Origin of the sequence: Streptomyces sp. NPDC002018, assembly GCF_042890865.1 — a bacterium.
GTDB lineage: Bacteria > Actinomycetota > Actinomycetes > Streptomycetales > Streptomycetaceae > Streptomyces.
Genome location: NZ_JBIASO010000001.1, coordinates 421,974 through 447,178, shown reverse-complemented (window position 1 = coordinate 447,178; position 25,205 = coordinate 421,974). Strand labels below are relative to the sequence as shown.

The following is a 25,205-nucleotide window of genomic DNA, read 5'->3' as shown; positions in this document are numbered from 1 at the left end:
GGGCGTCCGAGAGCGCTCTCAGATGCCAAGAAACGTAAAACTCCTGAAACAGAAGTGTCAATACGTCTGACACAGACAGCAGTTCGCCGGTGACAGACGGCCGTTATGCGTTCGAGTCTTGACGAAGCGTGGGGCGCCGGGGCACGCTCCCTCCCATCTCTTGAGAGCGCTCTCAGAACGCGACGGGATCTCTCGTCGATGCCACCGGTATTCCGAAGCCAAGGGAGGCTTCCCATGCCCATCGCCCGAGCCGCCAGGAGGGTCACCGGGAGAGCCGCGCTCCGTCTCGGCGCGGTCGTGCTCTCCGGGGCACTGCTCGCCGCCTGCGGATCCGGTTCCTCGGGGGGAACCTCCGGCAGCGCGAACGGCAAGGTCACGCTGACCGTCGATCTCTTCGGATCGTTCGGCTACAAGGAGGCGGGGCTGTACGCGGAGTACCAGAGGCTCCACCCGGACATCACGATCAAGCAGACCGACACCGAGGACGAGGCCGACTACTGGAAGTCGCTCCAGACCCGGCTGGCCGGCGGGGGCGGGCTCGCCGATGTGCAGGGCGTCGAGGTGGGCCGTATCGCCTCGGTCACCCAGCAGCAGGCCGACAAGTTCGAGGACTTGAAGCGGTTCGGCGCGGACGGGCTGAAGGATCAGTTCGCGGAGGCCAAGTGGTCCGCCGCCACGACCCAGGACGGCCGGATCCTGGGGCTGGGCACGGATGTCGGGCCCGAGGCGCTGTGCTACCGCACGGATCTGTTCGAGCGGGCGGGGCTGCCGACCGACCGCGCCGAGCTGGAGCGCCGGTGGTCCACCTGGGACGGCTATCTGGCGCTCGGCAAGGAGTACCTGGAGAAGGCGCCCGCGAAGAGCGCCTGGCTCGACAGCGTGGGCAGCCTGTACTCGATCATGATCGGCCAGGAGGAGGAGCGGTACTACGACGCGTCGGGCAAGCTGATCTACGAGGACAACCCGGCCGTACGGACCGCCTGGGACACCTCGGTCGAGGCGGCGGAGTCCGGACTGAGCGCCAAGCTCGACCAGTGGTCACCGCAGTGGAACCAGGCCTTCGCGGCGGGCTCGTTCGCCACCATTCCGTGTCCGGCGTGGATGCTCAGCTATATCAAGGGCCAGGCGGGTGAGGGCGGTTCGGGCAAGTGGGACATCGCCAGGCTGCCCGGCGGCGCGGGGAACTGGGGCGGTTCGTATCTCACGGTTCCGCGCGCGGCCGAGCACAAGAAGGAGGCGTACGAGCTGATCCGGTGGCTCACCGCCCCCGAGCAGCAGGCCACGCTCTTCCGGAAGCAGGGGCTCTTCCCGTCCTCCACGGGGGCGATCGCGAAGGTCGCGGACACGACGGACCCGTACTTCTCGGACGCGCCGATCGGCCGGATCTTCGGCGACGCGGCGAAGGCGGCGCCGGTGCAGGTGCTCGGTGTGCACGACGCGAATGTGGCCCAGCAGATCACCAACGCGCTGAGCGAGGTGGAACGCAAGGGCACATCGTCCGACAAGGCGTGGTCGACGGCGAAGAAGGGCGTCGAGAACGTGATCGGCTGACGCGGTGTGCCTGCGGCGCGGGGGCGGGGGCGTGGACGGGGGATGCCGATGGCCGAGCCGGGCCGCACGGGTCATGCGGGCTTGTCGGGGGCGCGGTCAGCGACGCGGTCTCAGCGACGCAGACGCGAGGCCGGCGGATCCGCCGGCCGGACCGCACACGCGCGGCGGACGCGGGCCCGGGTGCCGCCGGGCCGACCGCTCGGGCCACGCGGAGGCCTGCTGCCGCGGGCGCGGGGTCAGCGGCGCCTGTGCGGTCAGGCCGGCCGGGTAGGTCCGGCGGGTTTGTCGGCGCGGCGGCGCGATGCCGTACCGACGGGCCGACCGACCGGCCTGGCCATGCGGGCGGGGGCAGCCGTGCGGCCTCGCAGGCAAGGCCGGCAGATCCGCCGGCCGGGCCGTACGGGCGCGGATCGCGGGCACCACATCGGCGGGTCGGCGGGTCGGCGGGTCGGCGGGTCGGCGGGGCCAGGCCACCCACCGGACAGCCGCTGTCGCGGACGCGACTGTGTTGGTGCGGCGCCGGACAGCCCGACAGGTCCGGCGAGGTTGTCGGCACGGCGGCACGACACCGTACCGGCGGGCCGACCGCTCCGGGCCCGCGGGCGCGGCGGGTGGGCAGTGGCTCGGCCTCGCGGGCGCGAGGTCGGCGGATCTGCCGGTCGGCCACGCGGACGGGCGGCCAGCCGCGCGGCTTCGTAGGCGCGCGGCCGGCCGGCCCGTCGGCGCGACCGCACGGTCGCGCGGTGGTCGGCGCCAACGGTGCCAACGCGGCGCCGGCGGGCCGGGCGGCTCGGCCTCGCGGACGCGGCCTCGCGGGCGGGGCGTGAGCTGGGCCGCCGCAGCGGCGACCACTCGGCACGGGGGGGGCGGCCCGCCCCGCACCGTCCGAATGCGGCCGGGGCGCGTCGGGGCGGAGCCCCCCAGGGGAGCCGGTCCCCCTGGAGCTTCGCCCCGGCGGTCGGCTCCCGGCTTCCTCCTTGTCCCACACTCCCTATCGAAGGGCCGTTCGATGTCCCTCACCGCCACCACGAAACCCGCCTCCCCACCGCCCCGACCGGGGCCGGGACCGCGACCGGGGTCCGTCGTCCGGCTGTCCCTCGTCCGCCGTACCTGGCGCGCCTTCTCGCCGTACGCCTATATCGCCCCGTTCTTCACCCTGTTCGCGGCGTTCGGGCTCTTCCCGCTCCTCTACACCGCGTATGTGTCGCTCTACCGGGTCGAGCTCCAGACCCCCGGCGACATGGAGTGGCGCGGCCTCGGCAACTACACCGCGCTCTTCACCGACGAGTTCTTCTGGACCGCCCTGCGCAACACGTTCACCATCGGTGTGCTCTCGACCGTGCCCCAGCTCGTGATGGCCCTGGGACTGGCCCATCTCCTCAACTACAAGCTGCGGGGCCGGACGTTCATCCGTACCGCGATGCTGCTGCCGTACGCCACCTCCGTCGCCGCCGCCACACTCGTCTTCGCCCAGCTCTTCGGCCGCGACTTCGGACTGGTCAACTACCTCCTGGGGCTGGTCGGTCTCGGTCCGGTGGACTGGCAGACCGGCACCGTCGCCTCCCAGATCGCCGTGTCGACCATCGTCATCTGGCGCTGGACCGGCTACAACGCGCTGATCTATCTCGCGGGGATGCAGTCCATCCCGAACGAGCTGTACGAGGCCGCCGAGATGGACGGAGCCTCGCGCTGGCGGCAGTTCATCCATGTCACCCTGCCCGGTCTGCGCCCCACGATCGTCTTCACCGTCGTCGTCTCGACGATCGGCGCCACCCAGCTCTTCGGGGAGCCGCTGCTCTTCGAGGGGTCCATCTCGGGCGGCATCTCACACCAGTACCAGACCCTCGGGCTCTATATGTACGAGCAGGGCTGGGGCTTCTTCCATCTCGGCCGGGCCGCCGCCATCGCCTGGGTGATGTTCGTGCTGATCGTGCTGCTGGTCGGGGTCAACACCCTGATCGCGCGGCGCCGTTCCCGTAAGGAGGCCGGCCGATGACCACACTCACCGCGCCGCCGACCCCGCCCACACCCCCGCCCCCGAAAGCCGTGGAACGACCCCGTTCCGTACGGCGCCGGAGCCGCGCCGGACGTACGATGCACGGCGGCCGGCTCTCGTACGTCATCCTGGCCGTCGCGCTGCTCTTCTCCGCCTTCCCGTTCTACTGGACGATCGTCGCGGCCAGCCGTTCCAACGCCGATCTCGCCCAGGTCCCGCCCACGCTCCTGCCCGGCCCTCATCTGATCAAGAACTTCGAGGCGGTGCTGGAGGAGGCCGACATCGCCAAGGCCCTCCTCAACTCCCTGATCGTCTCGGGCTCGATCATGGTGGGGACGGTCCTGTGCTGCACCCTCGCCGGGTTCGCCTTCGCCAAACTGCGCTTCCGGGGCCGGGGCGCTCTGCTGGCCGTCACCGTGGGCACGATGATGATCCCGCCGCAGCTCGGGGTGATCCCGCTGTTCATGCTGATCGCCGAACTCCAGTGGGTGAACCAGCTCCAGGCCGTCATCCTGCCCGGACTCGTCTCCGCCTTCGGGGTGTTCTTCATGCGCCAGTATCTGGTGCAGTCGCTGCCGGACGAGCTGATCGAGGCCGCCCGGGTGGACGGCGCCTCCACCGCGCGGATCTTCTGGTCGGTCGTGGTGCCCATCGCCAGACCCGGGATGGCGGTGCTGGGCATGCTCACCTTCATGGCCGCGTGGAACGACTTCTTCTGGCCGATCATCGCGCTCTCCTCGCAGGAGCCGACCGTCCAGGTCGCCCTGCGCCAGCTCGGTGGCGGCTATGTCCACGACCAGTCCGTGATCATGGCGGGCACCCTGCTCGGCACGCTGCCGGTGCTGCTGGTCTTCGGTCTGCTGGGCCGGCAGATCGTCGGAGGGATCATGCAGGGCGCCGTCAAGGGCTGACACGGCTCCTCGCAGTCCTCCCGCCGTCGTCCCGACGTCCTCCCGCCGTCTTCTCGACCTCTCACGCCGCCCCACGCCCGCCCCACGCCGGCCCGCTCGGCTCCTGTGCCGGCCCCCTCAGCCGCCGCACCGCCCCTTCCGCCCTCCACCCACGGGAGTTCCCTTCTCATGACCGCCGTCGACGCACGTCCCCGGACCACCGCGGAATCACGCTTCCCCCGCGGCTTCCGCTGGGGGACGGCCACCGCCGCGTACCAGATCGAGGGGGCCGCCGCCGAGGACGGCCGTACCCCGTCCATCTGGGACACCTTCAGCCGCGCCCCCGGCCGGGTACGCAACGGCGACACCGGCGACATCGCCGCCGACCACTATCACCGGATGAACGAGGACGTCGCCCTGCTGAAGGAGCTGGGCGTCACGGACTACCGCTTCTCGGTGGCCTGGCCGCGCGTCCAGCCGACGGGCCGGGGGCCCGCCGTGCAACGGGGTCTCGACTTCTACCGGCGGCTGGTCGACGCGCTGCTGGCGGCCGGGATCCGGCCGGTCGCCACGCTCTACCACTGGGATCTGCCGCAGGAGCTGGAGGACGCGGGCGGCTGGCCGCAGCGCGACACGGCGGGACGGTTCGCGGAGTACGCGCGGATCGTGGGCGAGGCGCTCGGCGACCGCGTGGCCACCTGGATTACGCTCAACGAGCCCTGGTGCGCGGCCTTCCTGGGGTACGCGTCCGGTGTCCATGCCCCGGGCCGTACGGATCCGGTCGCCGCGCTGCGGGCCGCGCACCACTTCAATCTGGCCCACGGTCTGGCCGTCGGCGCGCTGCGGGCCGCGCTGCCGAGGAAGTCCGAGATCTCCCTGACCCTCAACCTCCACGCCGTACGGCCGTTGGCGGACACGGCGGCCGATCTCGACGCGGTGCGCCGGATCGACGCGCTGGGGAACCGGATCTTCCTCGATCCGGTCTTCCACGGGCGGCTGCCGGAGGATCTGATCGACGACACGGCCCCGCTCACGGACTGGTCGTTCGTCCGTGACGGTGATCTGGAGACGGCGAGCGCGCCCATCGACTCCCTCGGGATCAACTACTACTCCCCCACCGTGGTCGCCGCCGTGTCCCCCGGCGCACCGGATGTCCCGCTTCCCGGTATGACCGGCATGACCGGCGTGAGCGACGCGCCCGATACGCCGTCGCCGTGGCCCGGGACCGAGGGGCGCGTGCGCTTCGTACCGGTCCCCGGCCCGCGTACCGCGATGGACTGGCCGGTCGACGCGGACGGGCTGTACGAACTGCTCACCCGGCTGCGGGACGAACTGCCCCGTACCCCCCTGATGGTCACCGAGAACGGCGCGGCGTACGACGACTACGCCGATCCGTCCGGCGCGGTCCACGACCCCGAGCGGGTCGCCTATCTCCGCGCCCATCTCGCCGCCGTCCACCGAGCGATCGCGGAGGGCACACGGGTGCGCGGCTACTTCCTCTGGTCGCTCCTGGACAACTTCGAGTGGGCGTACGGGTACAGCAAGCGGTTCGGGATCGTCCATGTCGACTTCGCGACCCAGCGCCGTACGGTCAAGGACAGCGCACGCTGGTACGCGGCGGTCATCGGACGGGGCGGTCTCGCCTGAGGACAACGTCTCTGACGTGCCGTCAGGTCAAGGTGCGGAGGCGTCGGCGCCGGACCGGACCGGACCGATCCGGACCGATCCGGACCGGACCTGCGCCGTGGCACGAGATCACCCGTCAGCGGGTCTAGGTCAGCGAGTCGAGCAGTTCGTCGATGGTGGGCAGGGCCCGCATCTCGTCCGCCAGCCGGCGCGCCCCGGCCCGGTACGACGGACCGGCGAGCACGGACTCGACGGCGGAGCGCAGAAGCGGCAGGTCGTCGGGGCCAAGTTCGGGCATCGCGTCCCCGGCTCCGCCGCTGGGCCTGACCACCAGGCCCGCTCCCGCCTCGTCCACCAGCCGGGCGTTGGCGGGCTGGTCGGCGAAGAACGGAACGACGACCAGCGGCACCCCGGCCGCCAGTGTGCCGAAGGTCGTACCGGAACCGCCGTGGCAGACCACGAGGTCCGCGCTGGCGAGGACATCGGCCTGCGGGACCCACGCCTCCACATGGACGTTCGGCGGAATCGGGCCGAGCGCCGCGATGTCGGTGGCGCGTCCCACCGTCAGAAGGACGCGTACCGGCAGCCCGCCGAGCGCGGCCAGCGCCGACCGGTAGGCCGCCGCGCCGGTGGACAGCCCGCCCGCGACGGTGCCGAGCGTGAGATAGACCAGCGGTTCCCCGCTCCCGTCCCACCAGTCGGGCAGGGGCGCGTGAGGAGCGCCGGCACTCTCCCGGAAGCGGCGGGTCACGGTGTACGGCGACGGGTCGAGGGAGGCCGGGAACCGTGTCAGATACGGGGACTCCCGCAGCCGTTCGACAAGTTGGCCGCCGTACGGCGCGAGCGCGGGCGCCGCCAGCCGGAGCGCGCCCGCCTCGATCCGTGCCGCCGAGATCGCCACCTGGGCGTGCGGGACGCCCGCGCGCTCCGCCGCCACGGCGGAGGCGTACTCACAGGGCTCGCGCAGTACGAGATCGGGCCGCCACTCCCGGCACGCGTCCTCCAGCGCCGGCAGCATCGCCGCCGTGCAGAGACGTCCGAACAGCTCCCGGTCGATCAGGACTGCGGCCTCCTCCCTCGACACCTGGGCGAAGCGCTCCCGGATGGCGGTGGTCTCGGCCTCGGGCGGCTCCCCGCCGATCCGGTACGGCTGCCCCCGCGCCGCGAGCCGTTCCTCCAGTTTCGGCGGGCCCATGACGAGAACGTCGTCCCCCCGGGCGGCACACGCGTCGATGAACGGTATGAGCGGGTTGAAGTGACCGGATCCCTCGGTCGAGGAGAAGAGCACACGCATGGGGCGAAATCCTAGGGCCTCTCGTTCGGATCTCGCCGGGCTCGCGTGCCCCGGCACCGCGCCGGGCGCGCGGGCCGGGCGGTGCGGTACGGGCCGGTCGGTACGGGCCGGGCGGCGTGAGCCGGGTGAACTCGGGCCGTGTGGGCGCGGTCCTGGCGGGGCGAGCACGCTCCGGGCCGGCCATGTGGCGTTCATGGACGGCGGGGCGAGGAGTCCTTGCGCAATTGGCATGCTACGGACATGCTTTTCCCAGCGGAATCTACCCGCATAGATCCGGCTCCGTCCTGAACGCTCCCCCCAACCGCCGCCCCGCCGCGGGCGGACGCGGCACGCCTCCAGGAGGATCCCCTTGAGCACGCGTTTCACGCGCCGCCATGCCACCGCTCTCGCTCTCTCCGCCGTCACCGTCGCCGCGCTCCAGGGCGTGGCGTCCCCGATGGCGGGGGCCTCGCAGCCCGGTCCCCCGGACGCCGCGCCGGTCTCCGCCGTCGGCCGTGTCGAGGACCGGACGGCCCGTGCCGTCGCCACCTCGCTCGACGACCGGAGATGGCGGGCGCAGATACGCTCGGCGGCGCTCACCTCGGACCAGGTCGATCTGAGCGCCCTGACCGACCGAGCCGCGGCCCCCGCAGGACAGGCCCTCAGAAAGACGGTCGCCGAGGGCGACCGGCGCATCGCCGCGGCCAAGGGGCTGGGCGCCGAGACCGGTTCGCTGCTGCGGCTGCGACTGGCCGCCGATTCCATGCGCGGCTCGCTCACGGCGGACACGGTCCCGCTGGTCGCCGCGGCCACCGCCGATGACGGCGCCGAGACGATCACCGCGTACGACAGCCGGGGCCGGGCGCACACGCTGGACGCGCGCAAGACCCCCGACCGGCCCGTCTATGTCGTCGACATCGACGTCACCAAGGCCATGACGGCGGGCCTGGGCGTGGTCGACAAGGAACTGACGAAGCGCGGTCTGTCCGCCGCCGGGATCTCGCGCGACCGCGCCGCGGCCGCCGGTTTCTGGACCTCCCGCCTCGACGCCGTCCACCTGTCCGACGACGAGGAGCCCTGGGTCTCGGGCGACGCCGAGATCTTCTCGATCGTCAGCGGCTTCGGCCACGACGGCGCGGTCCGTGTCGACACGGTGACCCTGCCGTATCTGGACAACGACGGCACCACCTATTACCCGAACCAGGTCCTGGTCAACTGGTCGTCCTACAAGTACAACCTCGCCGATGTCGTGATGATGGAGGACGACGGCGACACCAACTACCAGGCCCTGGCCAAGGCCATCGCGGACGTCCTGCTCACCATCACCGACCAGGGCGCCTACATCCCGCTGGTGAACGCCATCCTCGACGCCATCCCGGCCTCCTGGTGGACCAATGACCCGGACTACGTCGACTCCTGGTACACCCTGGGCAAGGACACCTCGGGCCGCGTCAACGGCGCCCGGGGCAACGGCTGGATGACGATCAGCCCGTACTACGTCGACCAGCTCTGACACACCGGATCACACCGGATCACACCGGCTCACGAGCGGACACACCCGGATCACAGCCGGATCACACCGCATTCGCTCGGGAATCCCGTCCGGTCCTCCGCGTCCCAGGGCCCACCGGGCCCCACGGACCCCTCCCCCGGAGGCCGGACCGGACGGGGTTCCCGTCGCCGCGTCCCTGATCTCCGGCATGTCACCCCCGCACGGCTCAGCCCCGCACGGGCGGCTCAGCCCCGCACGGGCGGCCACCGACCGTCACCCCCACGGTTTTCCCGCAGACCGCCCCCGGCCACCACTTTCACCACAGTGGTGACACAGCAATACTGTTCCACTGAGTCGATCTGTCGACCCACGGCAGCCGGAAGCGAGGTGCGGGTCCATGGCCACCGAGACCGAGCGGTCCACGCTCACGGTCGACGAACTGGCCGCGCGCGCCGGGGTCACCGTGCGCACCGTGCGCTTCTACAGCAGCCGCGGACTGATTCCCCCGCCGGTCATCGGGCCGCGCCGGGTCGGGCACTACGGGCCAGGACACCTCTCCCGGCTGGCGCTGATCGAGGAGCTTCAGCACCGGGGCATGACGCTCGCCGCGATCGAGCGCTATCTGGAGCGGTTGCCGCCCGATCTCAGCGCGCGCGAGCTGGCGATCCACCGTGCGCTGGTGGCCTCCTGGGCACCGGACTCGCCCGAGGACGCCGCACGGGAGGAGCTGGAGCGCAGGGCGGGACGGGCGCTGACGGAGGAGGACATCGACCGGCTCGCCGCGATGGGCGCCCTGGCGCGCGCCGACCGTCCGGACACCTACCGGCTGGACCCCGCGCTGCTGCGGCTCTGCGTCGAACTGCTCGACGTGCCCATCGCGCAGGAGACGATCCTCGCGGCCCGTACGGTCCTGCTGGAGCACACCCGTGAGGCGGCGCGCAAGCTGACCCGGATGCTGCGGGACGAGGTGTCGCCCCCGTACGGAGGGGACGCGTCGGCCCCGGAGCAGATCGCGGCGGTGAAGTCGCTCTCCGCCCATATGGAGCCGCTGGTGGTCCAGGCGCTGATCACGGCGTTCCAGCGGTCGCTCAAGGAGGAGCTGCGGGCCGCGTTCCGGGCGGAGGCGGAGTGACTCCGCCTCCCGCCCGCGCCACCTGCCCCGCTCACACGTACCGCACCACGCGCCCCGCTCAGGCGTCGCTGAAGATCTCTCCCCTCGCCGCCTTCTCGACCAGCAGCGCGGGCGGCTCGAACCGCTCCCCGTACCGCCCCGCCAGCTCCCGGGCGCGGGCGACGAAGCCGGGCAGCCCGCCCTCGTAGCCGTTGATGTACTGGAGCACCCCGCCCGTCCAGGCGGGGAAGCCGATCCCCATGACCGAGCCGATGTTGGCGTCGGCGACCGAGGTGAGGACGTTCTCCTCCAGACAGCGCACGGAGTCCAGCGCCTCGGAGAAGAGCATCCGTTCCCGCATGTCGTCGAAGAGGTCGTCCGCGTCCGCCTTGCCGAAGTGTTCCCGCAGCCCCGGCCAGAGCCGGACCCGGCCGCCGTCCTCGTCGTACTCGTAGAAGCCCGCGCCGCCGGCGCGTCCCGTACGGCCGAACTCGTCCACCATCCGGTCGACGACCGCGTCCGCCGGGTGCCCGGTCCAGGTGCCTCCCGACTCCTCCACCGCGCGCCTGGTCTCGTCGCGGATCTTCCGGGGCAGGGTGAGCGTCAGCTCGTCCATCAGGGCGAGCACCTTGGCGGGGTAGCCGGCCTGCGCGGCGGCCTGTTCGACGGAGGCGGGCTCGATGCCCTCGCCGACCATCGCGACACCTTCGTTGATGAACTGCCCGATCACCCGGGAGGTGAAGAAGCCGCGCGAGTCGTTGACGACGATCGGGGTCTTCCTGATCGCGCGCACCAGGTCGAAGGCGCGCGCGAGGGCTTCGTCCCCCGTCCGCTCCCCCTTGATGATCTCGACCAGCGGCATCTTGTCGACCGGCGAGAAGAAGTGCAGTCCGACGAAGTCCGCCGGCCGGGACACGCCCTCGGCGAGCAGGGTGATCGGCAGGGTGGAGGTGTTGGAGCACAGCAGCGCGCCGGGCTCCACGATGTCCTGGATCTCCTGGAAGACCTTGTGCTTGAGCGCCGGGTCCTCGAAGACCGCCTCGATCACGGCGTCGCAGCCCGCGAGATCGGCGGGGTCGGCGGTGGGAGTGATACGGGCGAGCACCGCGTCGCGCCGGGCCTCGGTCGTACGGCCCCGGGACAGCTCCTTGGCGAGCAGTTTCTCCGTGTACGCCCTGCCCCTCTCCGCGGCATCCCGCGAGACGTCCTTCAGGACGACATCGAGGCCGGCGCGGGCGCAGGAGTAGGCGATGCCCGCGCCCATCATCCCGGCGCCGAGGACCGCGACCCGGCGGACCTCGCGCGGGGGGACGCCCCGGGGGCGGCCGGCGCCCGAGTTGACGGCCTGGAGGTCGAAGAAGAACGCCTGGATCATGTTCTTGGCGGTCTGCCCGGTGACCAGCTCGGTGAAGTAGCGGGCCTCGACGGTCTGCGCGGTCTCGAAGTCGACCTGGGAGCCCTCGACGGCCGCCGCGAGGATATTGCGCGGCGCGGGGAAGGGAGCCCCCGCGAGCTGCTTCCTCAGACTGGCGGGGAAGGCGGGGAGCTGGGCGGCGAAGCGGGGGCTGGACGGCGTACCGCCGGGGATCCTGTACCCCTTGACGTCCCAGGGCTGCGAGGACTCGGGGTGGGCGTCGATGAAGGCTCGCGCGGCGGCGAGCATCTCGTCCGCGGTGGCGGTCACCTCATGGACGAGCCCGGCCTCCAGCGCGCGGCGCGGGGTGTACTGCGTGCCCTGGAGGAGCACCTTGAGCAGCGCGTCCGCGATCCCCAGCAGCCGTACGGTACGGGTGACTCCGCCGGCGGCGGGCAGCAGTCCGAGCGTGACCTCGGGCAGGCCGATCCTGGACCCCGGGGCGTCCAGGGCGACCCGGTGGTGGCAGGCGAGGGCGATCTCGTAACCGCCGCCCAGGGCGGCCCCGTTGATGGCGGCGACCAGGGGCTTGCCCAGGGTTTCGAGGCGTCGCAGAGCGTGCTTGACGGCCATACCGCTGTCGAAGGCCCGCTGCGCGTCGGCCGGGCCGAGCTTGATCATGTCCTTGAGGTCACCGCCCGCGAAGAAGGTCTTCTTGGCGGAGGTGACGATGATGCCGCGGATGCCGTCCCGCTCGGCCTCCGCGCGTTCGGCGATCGCCGCGAGGGAGTGCCGGAAGGCCGCGTTCATGGTGTTGGCGGACTGGCGGGGGTCGTCCAGGACGAGGGTGACGACGCCCGTGCCGTCCTGTTCCCAGCGGATGGCCGAGGACGCCGGGGTGGTGGACTCGCTCATGCTGCTGCTCCGTAATCCATGACGGGGACGAAGGGAGGGAGAGGGGCGGGCGGGACGGTCAGAGGCGGGCGGGACGGTCAGAGGCGTTCCACGACGGTGGCGACCCCCATGCCCCCGCCGACGCAGAGGGTGACCAGTCCGTACCGCTGGTCCCTGCGCTCCAGTTCGTCGATGAGCGTGCCGAGGATCATGGCCCCGGTGGCCCCCAGCGGATGGCCGAGCGCGATGGCCCCGCCGTTCACATTGACCTTCTCCAGCGGCAGTCCCATGTCCTCGACGAAGCGCAGGACGACCGCGGCGAACGCCTCGTTGATCTCGACCAGGTCGATGTCGTCGATGGTGAGTCCGGCCTTGGCCAGGGCCTTGCGGCTGGCGGGCGCGGGTCCGGTCAGCATGATGGTCGGCTCGGAGCCGGAGACGGCGGCGGACACGATCCTGGCGCGCGGCGTGAGCCCGTGGCGCTCGCCGGTCTCCCGGGAGCCGATGGCGACGAGGGCCGCGCCGTCCACGATGCCGGAGGAGTTGCCCGCGTGGTGGACATGGTCGATCTTCTCGACCCAGTGGTACTTCTGGAGGACGACGGCGTCGAAGCCGCCCGCCTCGCCGATCGTGGCGAACGACGGCTTCAGCGCGGCGAGCGAGTCGGCGGTGGTGCCGGGGCGCGGATGTTCGTCACGGTCCAGGACGGTGAGTCCGTTGCGGTCGAGGACCGGGACGACGGAGCGGTCGAAGCGGCCCTCCTTCCACGCGGCGGCCGCCCGCTCCTGGGAGAGCGCCGCGAACTCGTCCACGTCACGCCGGGTGAAGCCCCCCAGGGTGGCGATCAGGTCGGCGCCGATGCCCTGCGGGGCGAAGCCGGTCGCGAAACTGGTCATCGGGTCCATGGCCCAGGCGCCGCCGTCGGAGCCCATCGGGACCCGGGACATCGACTCGACGCCGCCCGCGAGGACCAGGTCCTCCCATCCTGAGCGGATCTTGGCGGCGGCCAGATTGACGGCTTCGAGCCCGGAGGCACAGAAGCGGTTCTCCTGGACGCCTGCGACGGAGTCGGGCAGTCCGGCGGCGATCGCCGCGATCCGGGCGATGTCCGAGCCCTGGTCACCGAGCGGGCTCACCACACCGAGGACGATGTCGTCGATCGCCTCCGGGTCGAGTCCTGGCAGCCGTCGGCGCATCTCGTGGATCAGTCCGACGACGAGGTCGATGGGCTTGGTGCCGTGCAGGGCGCCGGTGGCCTTGCCGCGGCCGCGCGGGGTGCGGATCGCGTCGTAGACGAACGCTTCGGTACTCACGGCGACTGCCTTTCATGGGACGAGGGACGCGCGGTGGGTTCGGGAGGGCGGCGGCCGGTCCCCTTCGGTCCGACCGGTCCGGCCGTCTGCCGGTCTCCTTCAGGTCCCGGCGGACGGCGGTACGGGGCGGGCCGGCCGGGACGCCGCTCCCGCCGGCGGTGGTTCCGGGGCGAGTGGGGGCAGTCCCCAGTCACGGGCGATCTCGGCGGTGTCCGCGCCCGGCCTGGCGGGGGCGCGGCGCACCGAGGCGGGGGTGGCGGAGAAGCGCGGCGCGGGCGCGGGCTGGACGAGCCCCGCGTGGTCCACGAAAGTGCCGCGGGCCGCGAGATGGGGGTGTGCGGGGGCCTCACGCAGGGAGAGGACGGGGGCGACACAGGCGTCGGTCCCCTCGAAGACCGCCGTCCACTCCGCGCGTGTCCGCGTTGCGAACCGGGCCGCGACGGCGTCCCGCAGCTCGTCCCAGCGGGCGAAGTCCTTACGGGCGGGAACCTCGTCCGCGATGCCGAGCAGTTCGATGAACTCGTTGTAGAACCGCTGCTCCAGCGGACCGACCGCCATATAGCCGCCGTCGGAGGTCTCGTACGAGCCGTAGAAGGGGCTGCCGCCGTCGAGCAGATTGGTGCCCCGGCGGTCCTGCCAGCCGCCCGCGCCCATCATGGCGTGGATCATGGTGGTGAGATGGGCGGTGCCGTCCACGATCGCCGCGTCCACGACCTGTCCCCTGCCGTCCGGCGTGCGGGCGTGCTGGAGCGCCGCGAGGACGCCGATGACGAGATAGAGGGCGCCGCCCGCGTAGTCACCGAGCAGATTCGCGGGGAGGGCCGGCGGCTCGTCGGCCTTGCCGATCATGGAGAGGGCGCCGCTGACGGCGATATAGCCGATGTCGTGCCCTGCGCGGTCGGCGAGCGGGCCTTCCTGGCCCCAGCCGGTCATCCGCCCGTAGACCAGACGGGGATTGCGGCCGAGACACTCCTCGGGCCCGATGCCGAGGCGCTCGGCGACCCCGGGGCGGTATCCCTCGATCAGCACATCGGCGCGCTCGACCAGATCGAGGACCCGGGCCGCGCCGTCCTCGGCCTTGAGGTCGATCAGCACGGACCGCTTGTTCCGGTTGGTCAGGTCATGGGCGGGATCGATACCGAGTCCGGCTCCACCGGGACGGTCGATCCGCACGACATCGGCACCGAGGTCCGCGAGGGTCATGGCGGCGAACGGCCCCGGCCCGATTCCGGCCAGCTCGACCACGCGTACGCCGGTCAGCGGGCCGTTCTCCGTCGCTGCCATCCTGCCCCCAGCACTGTGACACAACTGATGTAACAGCAGTGATGCTAAGAAGGTGCCGCACTCCGCACAACCCCTGAGGCGAGCAAGCGCTTGGTTTTCCGTGGCGCCCCGGAGGTCCCTCCCGTTCTACCGCCCGGGGCCCGCCTCGGCACCCGGACGGGCGCCGACCGGATCAGCTCCGCGCGAGCGCCTCGCGCAGTGCGCGGCGGCAGAGGGCGTCGGCCCTGCGGGTGGACTCGGGGAGCCGGTGGTCGGGGGTCAGCCGCAGGGTGTGGGCACAGGCGGTGGCGAGGTCGACACGGTGGCCGACCGAGACGAACACCGGCTTGACGTCCGGCTGGGTGCGCAGCGCCCGCCCCACCTCCTCGCCGTCGTCGGCCAGCAGCGGCGAGGAGTCGCCGCGCCGGGTGCCCGGCGGCTCGTACGAGAAGGTGAACGGGTTCTTGGCGACGCCGAACACCGGCAGTCCGGTGAGCACACCCAGATGCGCCGCGAGTCCGAAGCGGCGCGGATGGGCCAGCCCATAGCCATCGCAGACGACCAGGCCGGGGTCCGAGGTGAGGGCGTCGAGCGCGGCGAGGACCGTCGGGATCTCCCGGAACGCCAGCAGGCCGGGGACGTACGGGAAGGCGACCCGGCCGACGGCGGTCGCCTCGTCCACCACGGCGAGGGTGGCGGCGTCGAGCACGACGGCCGCCGCGGCGACGACATCGCGTGCGTCGTCGTACGCCACGTCCACCCCGGTCACCCGCCCCGTGCCGGCCGGCGGCCCCGGCTCGTCGCCGATCACACGACCGCGCAGTTCGTCCTGGATGGCGCGTGCCTCGGCCTCGTCCACGGGTGTCCTGATCTCCGTCATGATGATCACACCCTAGGACTTCCCCCGGAGGCGATCCCGGGCGCTGGCTAGTCTGGCGATCATGTTCGTACTGGAATTGACCTACACCGCGCCTCTCGACCAGGTCGAGGCGCTGCTCGACGCCCATGTGGAGTGGCTGGACACCGGCTACGGGTCCGGCGTCTTCCTGGCCTCGGGCCGTAAGAATCCGCGCGACGGCGGGGTGATCCTGGCCGTGGGGGACGACCGCGCCGGGATGGAGCGGCTGACCGCGGCCGATCCCTTTGTGACCGGCGGCGTGTGTACGTACCGGATCACGGAGTTCATCGCGACGAAGACCGCCCCCGTGCTGGAGGCCCACCGCCGTCAGGCCTGACCGCTCCGTCAGGCCTGACGGAGCGGTCAGGCCTCGGGTACGTAGGGGAAGGCCGGGGAGGGTTTGGCGGTGATGGAGTCCTTGCCGATGGTCAGTCCGACGGGGGTGTTGAGCGCCGTGGAGAACATGACGTCGGGGGCGTTGTCGGTGAGGGTGCGGCCGTTCCACTGGAGGAAGCCGTAGGAGGCGGGGGTTCCGACGGTGTAGGGCAGCATGTTCGGCAGGACGCGGGCGGCGAAGCACTGCCCGTAGGCCTCGGGGTCCTCGGCGGTGCCGTACGCGCGGACGACGCCCGCGATCATGCCCGCCACGGTCCCCCCGTGGGTCCGCCTGTCGTCGGCGGGCCTGCCCCCGTTGAGACGGTCGCCCAGATCCTCGTCGAGCTGGGTGAACAGGGGGTGCATCATGGGCAGGCCGACCCGGTTGATCTGCCGCCAGCCGCCGACGTCGGTGGCCAGGCTCGCCAGCGCCCAGGCACTGATACGACGGTCGGGGCCGGCCAGGGCGAGCAGCTCGCTGTCGGACAGTTCGAGCACGATCGTGTGGACGGTGTGCCCGGCGAAGAGATTGGTCGCCTTGGCCGGGTCCCACTCCCCCAGGTCCACCCGGGTGCCCTGCTTGACGGCCTTGCCGACCGCCTGCAGCACGTCCGGCTCGATCCAGAACGGATCTCCGGCCCGGCCGATCCACAGCCGGACACCCCCGCCGAGGTCCTGGGTGCGGTCCGTGCCGCCCTCGACGACCAGGGTGCCGGTGGCGTGGGGGTCCTGTGCCTCGACGCCGGTGAGGCGGTGCAGCCGGTAGCTCTGGCCGCCGTCGGGCCCGCGCTCGCCGAAGGTGAAGCGGTACGTCAGCTCCTCCACCGCGTCACCGTCACCGTCGATCTTGAATTCGTAGCGGCCCTCGGGGTGGAAGCCGCGCGGAATGTCCTCACCGGCGAGTGAGTGGGAGGCGTTCATCACGAACACCGTGCCCCGCTCGCCGCGGAAGAGGTAGAAGTCGGTGAGGTCCAGACGGGGGTCCTGCCGGGCGATCGGGGAGTCGAGATGGTGGGACATGACACGCTCACATTCTGAGAGGGCTCCCGGCGGTACCGGGGCGGCGGAACGTATGCGGAGGGTGCGGACAGAGGCGCGTATGCAGATGGTGCGGACAAGGACCCCGGCTCCCTCGCGTGGAGTGAGGCGTTCGGGGCGAACCTCACCCGGGTGGGGGCAGCGGACAGGTGACGCGTGCCACCGGCCCGTCAGCCCCGGTGGCCGGGGATCCGGACCCCGGTCAGTTCGGCACACCGTTCGAGAAGCGCGTCCTGGAAGGCGTGCGACCTGGTGGCGGGGTGGGTCCCGGTCTCCCGCCGGTGGTAGAAGTAGCGGCCGGTCACCCTCGCGGCGTCGTCGTCGCCGACAGCCAGCCAGGACTGGGTGACCGGAGCGAGGCGGATGTCGTCGGGGGCCCCCGGCCCGCCCATCCGGGTCGCCACCCACCCGGGTGTGAGCGCGTTGGAGAGCACGTCCGGCCTGTGCCGGGCCACGGCGAACGCCAGGGTGACATCGAAGAGCTTGCTGTCGGAGTAGGCCTGCGCGGGGTCCCAGTCCCGCGCGCTCCATCCCAGGTCGGTGAGGTCCGGCCGGCCGCCCAGGTGCATGGCGGAGCTGAGGTAGACCAGCCGGTCCGGGACATCGATGAGAGCGGTGAGCAGGTACGGCGCCAGCACATTGACGGCGAAGGTGTGGGTGAGCCCGTCGGGGGTCACCCGGTGCGGCTCGCGGAAGCCGACACCGGCGTTGTGGATGACCGCGTCATACCTTCCGCGCGCGTTCGCCTGTTCGGCCACCCGGCGGACGTCGGCGGTGCTCGACAGGTCTCCGACCACGACGCCCTCCGCGTCGGGCAGCGCCTGTCGGGCCTCGCGGGCCCGCTCGGCACCACGGGCGTGCAGGGTCACCTGGTGCCCCTGGCTCACCAGCAGCTTCGCGGACATCAGACCGAGTCCGTCGCTGGACCCGGTGATCAGCACCCGTGCCATCGGCCGTCTCCGTACCGGTTCGAACAGCGATCCCGCGGCGGCATCGTGCCCGCCTCCTCCCGCCATAGGAGTACTACAAACAGGATATAAGGCCCCAAGGACCCCATACCACTGGCCGGCCGACGGTCGGGCCGCGCCCCACAGGTGACGTAGGTCACTCATTTTCCGGAGCACTAATCGGGCCGCCCAGCCGTCCTCCCAGTAGGAGAGAGAACCGCACCGATCCACCCGCGGTCCGACGAAGGGGATCAGGTCATGTCACCCGTCATAGAGCAGGCCGTACAGGCCCGACTGGTCGCTTCCGCCCCCAGGAACGAGACCGTCGCCGCGACACTCCGCTACGACCGGACCGACCCCTTCGCCGTCCGTATGGCGTTCCCGCCGCTCGCGACGCTGGAGGGCACCGAGGTGACCTGGGAGTTCTCCCGCGAGCTGCTGACGACGGGGATGGCCGAGCCCGTCGGGGTCGGCGACGTACGGGTGCGGCCGTTCGGCTACGGCCGTACGGTCCTGGAGTTCCACGCGCCCGAGGGTACGGCGATGGTCCATCTGCGCACCTCCGACCTGCGCCGCTTCCTGGACCGCTCGGAGGACCTCGTCCCGGCCGGCCACGAGCATCTCCATCTGAACCTGGACCACGATCTGACCGAGCTGCTGCGCGACGCCTGCTGACGCCGTCCCACCGCCCCGCGGCCCCGGCCGACCCGGCCGACCCGGGCTTCCATAGCGGCCACGTCGGCCAGGACGGCCGGAGAAACCCGCCTCGACGCCCGCCGGAAAAGTCGACGGAAGATGTCGGGTTTCCCGGTTAGCGTCGGCGCATGCCTCAGAACATCGTCATCACGGGCGCCCGTGAGAACAACCTCCAGGACGTGTCGCTCAGCATTCCCAAGGGAAGGATCACCGTCTTCACCGGGGTGTCGGGGTCGGGCAAGTCCTCGATCGTCTTCGACACCGTCGCCGTGGAGTCGCAGCGCCAACTGAACGAGACCTTCTCCTCGTTCATCAGGAGCTTCCTGCCGAAGTACGAGCGTCCTCAGGTCGACGCGATCGACGATCTCTCGGTGGCGGTCGTCGTGGACCAGAAGCCGGTCGGCGGCAATGTCCGCTCCACGGTGGGCACGATGACCGACATCTACTCGGTGATACGGGTGCTGTTCTCCCGTCATGGCACCCCGAGCGCGGGGGCCGCCACCGCGTACTCCTTCAACGATCCCTCGGGGATGTGCACCGTCTGCGACGGGGTGGGCCGGGTGGTGAGGCTCGATCTCGACCGGGCGGTCGACTGGTCCAGGTCGCTCGACGAGGGGGCGCTGCTGCTGCCGGGGCTCTCGGTGGGGAGCTGGGAGTGGAGCCTGTATGCCGAGTCCGGCCGCTTCGACCGGACCAGACCGATCCGTGAGTACAGCGAGGCGGACCGCGAACTGCTGCTGCACGGCGGGGACTTCAAGGTGCGGCTGGAGCTGAGGTCGGGCTCCGTGGACGTGCGGTTCGAGGGCATCGTCAGCCGGTTCACCCGGCTCTTCCTCAAGCGCGACACCGCCGGACTCTCGGAGAAGCGCCGGGAGGCGGCGGCCCGTTTCACGGTGGAGCGGCTGTGCGAGGCATGCGGCGGCGCCCGGCTCAACGAGGCCGCTCTCGCCACCCGGATCGGCGGACTGGGCATCGCCGACTACACCGGCATGGAGGTCGCCGATCTGGTGGAGGTGCTGGGCGGGATCGACGACCCGGTGGCCGCCCCGCTCGCGGCGGCGGCCCGGGAACGGCTGGAGCGGCTGGTGCGGATCGGGCTCGGCTATCTCAGTCTGGACCGGGAGACCAGCACGCTCTCCGGCGGTGAGGGCCAGCGGCTCAAGGTGGTGCGCCATCTCGGGAGTTCACTGACCGGTCTCACCTTCATCTTCGACGAGCCCAGTGTGGGGCTGCATCCGCGCGATGTCGGCCGGCTGAACGAGTTACTGGTCCGGCTGCGCGACAAGGGCAATACGGTGCTGGTGGTCGAGCACGACCCGGATGTGATGGCGATCGCGGACCATGTCGTCGACATGGGGCCGAGGGCGGGCACCGGGGGCGGCCGGGCCGTGTACGAGGGGCCGGTGGAGCTGCTGAAGGAGGCCGATACGCTCACCGGCCGCTGTCTGCGCCGCCGTACCCCGTTGAAGGAGTCGTTCCGCACGCCCGCCGGCTGGCTGCCGGTGACCGGGGCGGCGCTGCACAATCTGAAGGACGTCGACGTACGGTTCCCGGCCGGGGTGCTCACGGCGGTGACCGGGGTCGCGGGCTCCGGCAAGTCGTCCCTGGTCTCCGGTGTGTTCACCACGGCCTATCCGGAGGCGATCGTCATCGACCAGGGCGCCATCACCGCCTCGTCCCGCTCCACCCCGGCGTCGTATCTCGGGGTCATGGACACCATCCGGCGGATCTTCGCCAAGGAGAACGGGGTCCAGCCGGGGCTGTTCAGCTTCAACTCCTCCGGCGCGTGCGCGGAGTGCTCGGGGCGCGGGCTCATCCACACCGATCTGGCCTTCATGGATCCGGTGACCACGGTCTGCCATGTCTGCGAGGGACGGCGCTTCCACGACGAGGTGCTCGGCCACCGGGTGCGGGGACGCTCGATCGTCGATGTGCTGGACATGACGGCCGCGGGCGCCATGGAGTTCTTCGAGGACAGGGCCCTGCTGCGGAAGCTGCGGACGCTCCATGACGTCGGGCTCACCTATCTGACGCTCGGCCAGCCGCTCAGCTCGCTCTCCGGCGGGGAGCGGCAGCGCATCAAACTCGCCACACAGCTCCACCGTACGGGCAGTGTGTACATCCTGGACGAGCCCACCACCGGGCTGCACATGGCGGATGTGGACACCCTGGTCGCGCTGCTGGACCGGCTGGTCGACGCGGGGAACTCGGTGATCTGCGTCGAGCACAACATGGATGTGGTCAAGCGCGCGGACTGGGTGATCGACCTCGGCCCCGACGGCGGCAAGCACGGCGGGGAGATCGTCTTCGAGGGCACGCCGCGGCTGCTGCTGGAGCACCCGGCGTCGTTCACCGCCGAGTATCTGAGACGAGACCTGGAGAGGTGACCGCCGCCCGGTGAGGTGACCTGGAGGGGTGACCCTGGAGGCGCGACCCTGGAGGGGCGACCTGGCAGGTGGTGCTGTTCGGCGGCGGGAAGCCGCCGATGACGGCGAGCGCGCGCCGAGGACCGCGGAGCTGCTCGCGGGCCTCGGACATGCGCCCGTTCCGGTCGACATCAGCGAGTTCGAAAAATTTGAAGGGTGTGTGACCTCCCTCTCCGTGCGCCTGCGCGACCTGTACACATAACCGAGCGTAAGGGGCGTTCATCGCTGTGGGTAAGGGAATTCGGATGCCCCGGGCTTGGTCTCCGGCTTACCGCGGCTTTAACCTACGGTGTCGTAACCTACGAACCCGTAGGTAAACACTCTCCCGTCCCCAGGAGTACTCGTGACGCTCGTCTCTCCCCACCTCGGCAGTTCGGACGCGTGGACCGACGCCCGACTGCTGTACGCGCTGGAAGAGGTGGTGGAGAAGGAACTCAACCGTCATCTCAAGGTCGCCAAGGACTGGATGCCGCACGAGTACGTGCCCTGGTCGGACGGCCGCAACTTCCCGGGGATATTCGACGACGGCGAGGCCTGGGACCCCGAGCAGTCCAAGGTCACCGACATCGGCAAGATCGCGCTCGTGGTGAATCTGCTGACCGAGGACAACCTCCCCAGCTACCACCACGAGATCGCCAGCCTCTTCGGCCGCGACGGGGCCTGGGGCACCTGGGTGCACCGCTGGACCGCGGAGGAGGGCCGGCACGGCATCGTCATGCGTGACTATCTGCTCACCTCGCGGGCCGTCGACCCGGACAAGCTGGAGCAGTTCCGGATGGCCCACATGTCGGAGGGCTTCGAGTCCGACAACCGCCACTCGATGCTGCACTCGGTCGCGTATGTCGCCTTCCAGGAGCTGGCCACCCGGGTCTCGCACCGCAACACCGGGCACCAGTCGGGCGACCCCGTCTGCGACCGGATGCTGGCGCGGATCGCCACCGACGAGAATCTGCACATGGTGTTCTACCGGAATCTGCTGGGCGCCGCGTTCGAGATCGCGCCGGATCTCACCATGCAGTCCGTGCGTGACGTGGTGGTGAACTTCCGGATGCCGGGGCACGGGATGCCGGGCTTCGAGCGCGCCGCCGCGCAGATGGCGATCGGCGAGATCTACAACATGCGGATCCACCACGACGACGTACTCCAGCCGGTGCTGCGCTTCCTCAAGGTGCTGGACATCGACGGTCTCGGCCCGGAGGGGCTCAAGGCGCAGGAGGAACTCGGCCTGTACATGGGCGGTCTGGACAGCGAGGCGAGCAAGTTCGACGAGAAGCTGGCCGCCCGCAAGGCACGGATGGCCGCGCGCGCCGCCGCGAGCTGAGCCGGGCCGGACGCCGCCAGCCGGACGCCGCCAGCCGGGCCCCGGACGCCGGGCCCGGACACCGCCGGGCCGGGGCGGTCGGCGCTCCCGGACCGGGCGCCGGACGGAAATCCCGCCGGGCGGAAATCCCGGGCCGAGGGCGGGCGGACACCCGCCCGCCCTCGGCTGGCGCGCGCGTCCCGAGTCCTCGTCCGGGCCGCCTCCGGAGCCCTCGTCCGGCGCGCGTCCACAGTCCTCGTCCGGCGCGCGTCCGAAGTGCTCGTCCAGACGTGAGGCGGCCCCCCGACCGCGTTCCGCGGGAGGTCGCCTCCGGAAAACACGCGGTTGCTCCCCCGCCCCCGCGTACGCCTCTACGCTGTGCCGGATGAAGCCTGTCACGCGCCTCTTCCTCATAGGCGCGCCCCTCGTTGTCGCCACCGCCGTGATCCTGGGAGCGGGCGGCGGCACGGGGGTGCTCGCCGACCATCCGCCGTCCTACCCCGAGCAGAGCGGCGCTCCCAATCCGCTGGCTCCCGGAGCCCTGGAGAACGAGGAGGAGGTACGGGAGCGGATCGACAAGATGCCGCCCGGTCTCGCGGCTCCGGGGAAGAAGGAGATCGCCGCCCGGCTGGTGGCCAGCGCGGAGAGTTCCACCCTCGACTGGCGGAGCCAGTACGACGCGATCGAGGACCTCGGCGACGGCAACGGCTACACGGCCGGGATCATCGGCTTCTGCTCGGGCACCAACGACATGCTGCAACTCGTCGAGTCGTACACGAAGAGCCACCCGGACAACCCGCTCGCCCCGTACCTCCCCGCGCTGCGCGCCGTGGACGGCACCGACTCGCACGAGGGCCTCGACCCGGGGTTCCGCGAGGCCTGGGCACGGGCCGCCGAGTCGCCGGACTTCCGCGCGGCGCAGGACACGACCCGCGACCGGATCTACTTCGACCCGGCCGTCCGGCTGGCCAAGCTCGACGGGCTCGGCACGCTCGGGCAGTTCATCTACTACGACGCGATGGTGCTGCACGGCCCCGGGGTCGACGCGCACGGCTTCTACGGCATCCGTCACGCGGCGATGAAGGAGGCGCAGTCCCCGGACCGGGGCGGCGACGAGAAGGCGTATCTGAACGCGTTCCTGGACGTCAGCCGGTCCGTGATCAAAACCGGACTCATCACGGCGCAGCGGGACTCGTCCCGTATCGACACCGCTCAGCGGGTCTTCCTGCGGAACGGCAACATGGCGCTCGACCCGCCGCTGACCTGGCAGATGTACGGGGAGACCTTCCGGATCACGGCCCTCTGAGGCCCGCGCGCGGCGCACCGAGCCCCGGGGGCGGCGCTCCGGGAGCCGGTACGCGCACTCCCGGAGCCGGTACGTGGCACTCCGGGAGCGGTACGCGGCGCGCCGAGGTCCGTCGGCCGCGCCGCGCCCGGCTCAGTGTCCCGCGGTCCGCCGGAGGTTCTGGCGCTCCTTCTCGGAGAGCCCGCCCCAGACGCCGAACCGCTCGTCGTTGGCGAGGGCGTACTGGAGGCAGGCCTCACGGCCCTCGCAGGCGCCGCACAGCCGCTTCGCCTCACGGGTGGAGGAGCCGGGGGCCGGGAAGAAGAACTCGGGACCGGTCTGGGCGCACAACGCGCTCTCCTGCCAGGAGAGTTCATGCTCGGTGCTCTGGTGCTCCGCGGTCGCGCGGGTGGTGATGTCGGTGATGTTGATCGGCATACCCGGAAGACTGCCGCGTCGCGATAAACGGTTGCTTGACGAAGCGTCAATGCCGTGCCGGGACGGGCGCGTCGCGGCTTGGCGGCGCGCTCCCCCGGCGGTACGGACCCGGGTACGGCCGGCCCGTCAGGCGTCCTGCTCGACTCCCCGCATCACCGCGAAGCGCGCCCCGTAGGGATCCGCGAGCTTGGCGAAGCGTCCCACGCCCTCGATGTCGGTCGGCGCGACTCTGACCGTACCGCCCAGCTTCCCGGCCGCCACCACGGCGGCGTCGCAGTCCCTGACCGCGAAGTACATCTGCCAGTGGGGCCCGCTGTCGGCCTCCGCCGGGTCGGAGCCGAGCGTGACGAAACCGCCGAACATGGCCTCCGGGCCCTGGCCCGCGGGGTTCATCATCCGGTACGTCCCGCTGCCGTCGGGCATCGGCATGCTGGTGGTCTCCCAGCCGAAGACCGAGCTGTAGAAGGCGTAGGCGGCGGCCTCGTCCGGTGTGTACAGCTCGCACCAGCAGAGGCTGCCGGGCTCGTTGACGACATCCAGGCCCTTGTTCGAACCCGGCTGCCAGAGCGCGAACCGGGCGCCGACGGAGTCGGTGAGAACGGCCATTCTGCCGAAGTCCATGACGTCCATGGGCCCGACCAGGACGGACCCGCCCGCCTGGTGCACGGCCTTGGCCGTCGCGTCCGCGTCGGGCGTACGGAAGAACAGGAACCAGGACGTCGGTCCCTCGTCGGCCGGCATGGGCATGGCGGCCGCGGCGGTCCTGGCGCCGAGCCTGAACATCCCGTAGCCGCCGGTGTCGGGGCCCGCCGACATGAAGCTCCAGCCGAACAGCCCGTTGTAGAAGGCGGTGGCGCCCTGGATGTCGGGAGTGCTGAGCTCGGCCCAGATCGGGGATCCGGGGGCATAGGGGCTGGTGAGCATGGTGCGCTCCTTCATAGGATCCCGCCGCTCTCCCTCCGAGTCTCCTCCGAAAGCCGGGACCCCGCACGCAGTGCCCCGCCGGTCGGCGGCACCGGCGGCGGCGCCCGCACCGGTC

Annotated in this window: 20 protein-coding genes and 1 pseudogene; 12 read left to right on the top strand and 9 right to left on the bottom strand. The window is 71.4% G+C overall.

Annotated features, from left to right (window positions below):
- Positions 1–234 precede the first annotated feature (234 nt).
- From ACFYYH_RS01905 to ACFYYH_RS01890, 4 genes are all read left to right on the top strand, one after another.
- The gene (locus ACFYYH_RS01905) at positions 235–1,551 is read left to right on the top strand and encodes an ABC transporter substrate-binding protein (protein WP_388544537.1); all 1,317 of its coding nucleotides are present in this window, start codon (positions 235–237) and stop codon (positions 1,549–1,551) included.
- Positions 1,552–2,560: 1,009 nt separating this feature from the next.
- Positions 2,561–3,547, top strand: a complete 987-nt coding sequence (locus tag ACFYYH_RS01900; RefSeq protein WP_388544534.1) for a carbohydrate ABC transporter permease — start codon at positions 2,561–2,563, stop codon at positions 3,545–3,547.
- Complete coding sequence (locus tag ACFYYH_RS01895) at positions 3,544–4,458, top strand: carbohydrate ABC transporter permease (RefSeq protein WP_388544531.1); 915 nt, start codon at positions 3,544–3,546, stop codon at positions 4,456–4,458. The genes ACFYYH_RS01900 and ACFYYH_RS01895 overlap by 4 nt, the downstream gene beginning before the upstream one ends.
- Before the next feature lie 168 nt (positions 4,459–4,626).
- Entirely contained in the window at positions 4,627–6,084 is a 1,458-nt protein-coding gene (locus tag ACFYYH_RS01890) for a glycoside hydrolase family 1 protein (RefSeq protein ID WP_388544528.1), read from the top strand.
- Between the two features lie 124 nt (positions 6,085–6,208).
- On the opposite strand, the gene ACFYYH_RS01885 is transcribed toward ACFYYH_RS01890, so the two are convergent.
- The gene (locus ACFYYH_RS01885; RefSeq protein ID WP_388544526.1) at positions 6,209–7,357 is read right to left on the bottom strand and encodes a glycosyltransferase; all 1,149 of its coding nucleotides are present in this window, start codon (positions 7,355–7,357) and stop codon (positions 6,209–6,211) included.
- A gap of 349 nt (positions 7,358–7,706) precedes the next feature.
- Here ACFYYH_RS01885 and ACFYYH_RS01880 point away from each other — a divergent pair, with 349 nt between their 5' ends.
- Both ACFYYH_RS01880 and ACFYYH_RS01875 read left to right on the top strand, forming a co-directional pair.
- Entirely contained in the window at positions 7,707–8,849 is a 1,143-nt protein-coding gene (locus ACFYYH_RS01880) for a DUF3103 family protein (protein ID WP_388544523.1), read from the top strand.
- A 376-nt stretch (positions 8,850–9,225) separates the two neighbouring features.
- A complete protein-coding gene (locus ACFYYH_RS01875) occupies positions 9,226–9,960 on the top strand; it encodes a MerR family transcriptional regulator (RefSeq protein WP_388544520.1) in 735 nt (244 codons plus the stop codon).
- Positions 9,961–10,018: 58 nt separating this feature from the next.
- Here the strand turns inward: ACFYYH_RS01875 and ACFYYH_RS01870 are convergent, their stop codons facing one another.
- The 4 genes from ACFYYH_RS01870 to ACFYYH_RS01855 form a co-directional block, all read right to left on the bottom strand.
- Positions 10,019–12,208, bottom strand: a complete 2,190-nt coding sequence (locus ACFYYH_RS01870; RefSeq protein ID WP_388544518.1) for a 3-hydroxyacyl-CoA dehydrogenase NAD-binding domain-containing protein — start codon at positions 12,206–12,208, stop codon at positions 10,019–10,021.
- A gap of 77 nt (positions 12,209–12,285) precedes the next feature.
- On the bottom strand, positions 12,286–13,500 hold the full coding sequence (locus ACFYYH_RS01865) for an acetyl-CoA C-acetyltransferase (protein ID WP_388544515.1): 1,215 nt from the start codon (positions 13,498–13,500) through the stop codon (positions 12,286–12,288).
- A 99-nt stretch (positions 13,501–13,599) separates the two neighbouring features.
- On the bottom strand, positions 13,600–14,784 hold the full coding sequence (locus ACFYYH_RS01860; protein ID WP_388544512.1) for a CaiB/BaiF CoA transferase family protein: 1,185 nt from the start codon (positions 14,782–14,784) through the stop codon (positions 13,600–13,602).
- Positions 14,785–14,956: 172 nt separating this feature from the next.
- Positions 14,957–15,643 carry an endonuclease V gene (locus ACFYYH_RS01855; RefSeq protein WP_388544510.1) on the bottom strand — a complete coding sequence of 229 codons (687 nt, stop codon included), beginning with the start codon at positions 15,641–15,643 and terminating at the stop codon, positions 14,957–14,959.
- A 61-nt stretch (positions 15,644–15,704) separates the two neighbouring features.
- On the opposite strand from ACFYYH_RS01855, the gene ACFYYH_RS01850 reads away from it, so the two are divergent.
- Positions 15,705–15,998 (top strand): YciI family protein, encoded by a 294-nt coding sequence (locus tag ACFYYH_RS01850; protein WP_388544507.1) that lies wholly within the window; start codon positions 15,705–15,707, stop codon positions 15,996–15,998.
- 26 nt (positions 15,999–16,024) lie between these two features.
- Here the strand turns inward: ACFYYH_RS01850 and ACFYYH_RS01845 are convergent, their stop codons facing one another.
- Together ACFYYH_RS01845 and ACFYYH_RS01840 are read right to left on the bottom strand one after the other, a co-directional pair.
- Complete coding sequence (locus ACFYYH_RS01845) at positions 16,025–17,056, bottom strand: DUF4331 family protein (protein ID WP_388544504.1); 1,032 nt, start codon at positions 17,054–17,056, stop codon at positions 16,025–16,027.
- A 188-nt stretch (positions 17,057–17,244) separates the two neighbouring features.
- Positions 17,245–18,024: an SDR family NAD(P)-dependent oxidoreductase gene (locus ACFYYH_RS01840; RefSeq protein WP_388544502.1), complete on the bottom strand. Its 780-nt coding sequence runs from the start codon at positions 18,022–18,024 to the stop codon at positions 17,245–17,247.
- A gap of 255 nt (positions 18,025–18,279) precedes the next feature.
- Between ACFYYH_RS01840 and ACFYYH_RS01835 the strand changes: the two genes are divergently transcribed.
- From ACFYYH_RS01835 to ACFYYH_RS01815, 5 genes and pseudogenes are all read left to right on the top strand, one after another.
- Positions 18,280–18,696, top strand: a complete 417-nt coding sequence (locus tag ACFYYH_RS01835) for an SsgA family sporulation/cell division regulator (protein WP_388544499.1) — start codon at positions 18,280–18,282, stop codon at positions 18,694–18,696.
- Between the two features lie 149 nt (positions 18,697–18,845).
- Complete coding sequence (locus tag ACFYYH_RS01830; RefSeq protein ID WP_388544496.1) at positions 18,846–21,104, top strand: ATP-binding cassette domain-containing protein; 2,259 nt, start codon at positions 18,846–18,848, stop codon at positions 21,102–21,104.
- Between the two features lie 68 nt (positions 21,105–21,172).
- A pseudogene (locus tag ACFYYH_RS01825) lies at positions 21,173–21,345 on the top strand (N(G),N(G)-dimethylarginine dimethylaminohydrolase); the annotation flags it as partial.
- Positions 21,346–21,486: 141 nt separating this feature from the next.
- A complete protein-coding gene (locus tag ACFYYH_RS01820) occupies positions 21,487–22,464 on the top strand; it encodes an acyl-ACP desaturase (RefSeq protein WP_388544494.1) in 978 nt (325 codons plus the stop codon).
- A gap of 364 nt (positions 22,465–22,828) precedes the next feature.
- The gene (locus ACFYYH_RS01815; protein WP_388544491.1) at positions 22,829–23,749 is read left to right on the top strand and encodes a chitosanase; all 921 of its coding nucleotides are present in this window, start codon (positions 22,829–22,831) and stop codon (positions 23,747–23,749) included.
- A gap of 132 nt (positions 23,750–23,881) precedes the next feature.
- Here ACFYYH_RS01815 and ACFYYH_RS01810 read toward each other — a convergent pair whose 3' ends face one another.
- Together ACFYYH_RS01810 and ACFYYH_RS01805 are read right to left on the bottom strand one after the other, a co-directional pair.
- Positions 23,882–24,166, bottom strand: a complete 285-nt coding sequence (locus tag ACFYYH_RS01810; RefSeq protein ID WP_388544488.1) for a WhiB family transcriptional regulator — start codon at positions 24,164–24,166, stop codon at positions 23,882–23,884.
- A 126-nt stretch (positions 24,167–24,292) separates the two neighbouring features.
- A complete protein-coding gene (locus ACFYYH_RS01805; RefSeq protein WP_388544485.1) occupies positions 24,293–25,090 on the bottom strand; it encodes a VOC family protein in 798 nt (265 codons plus the stop codon).
- Positions 25,091–25,205 lie beyond the last annotated feature (115 nt).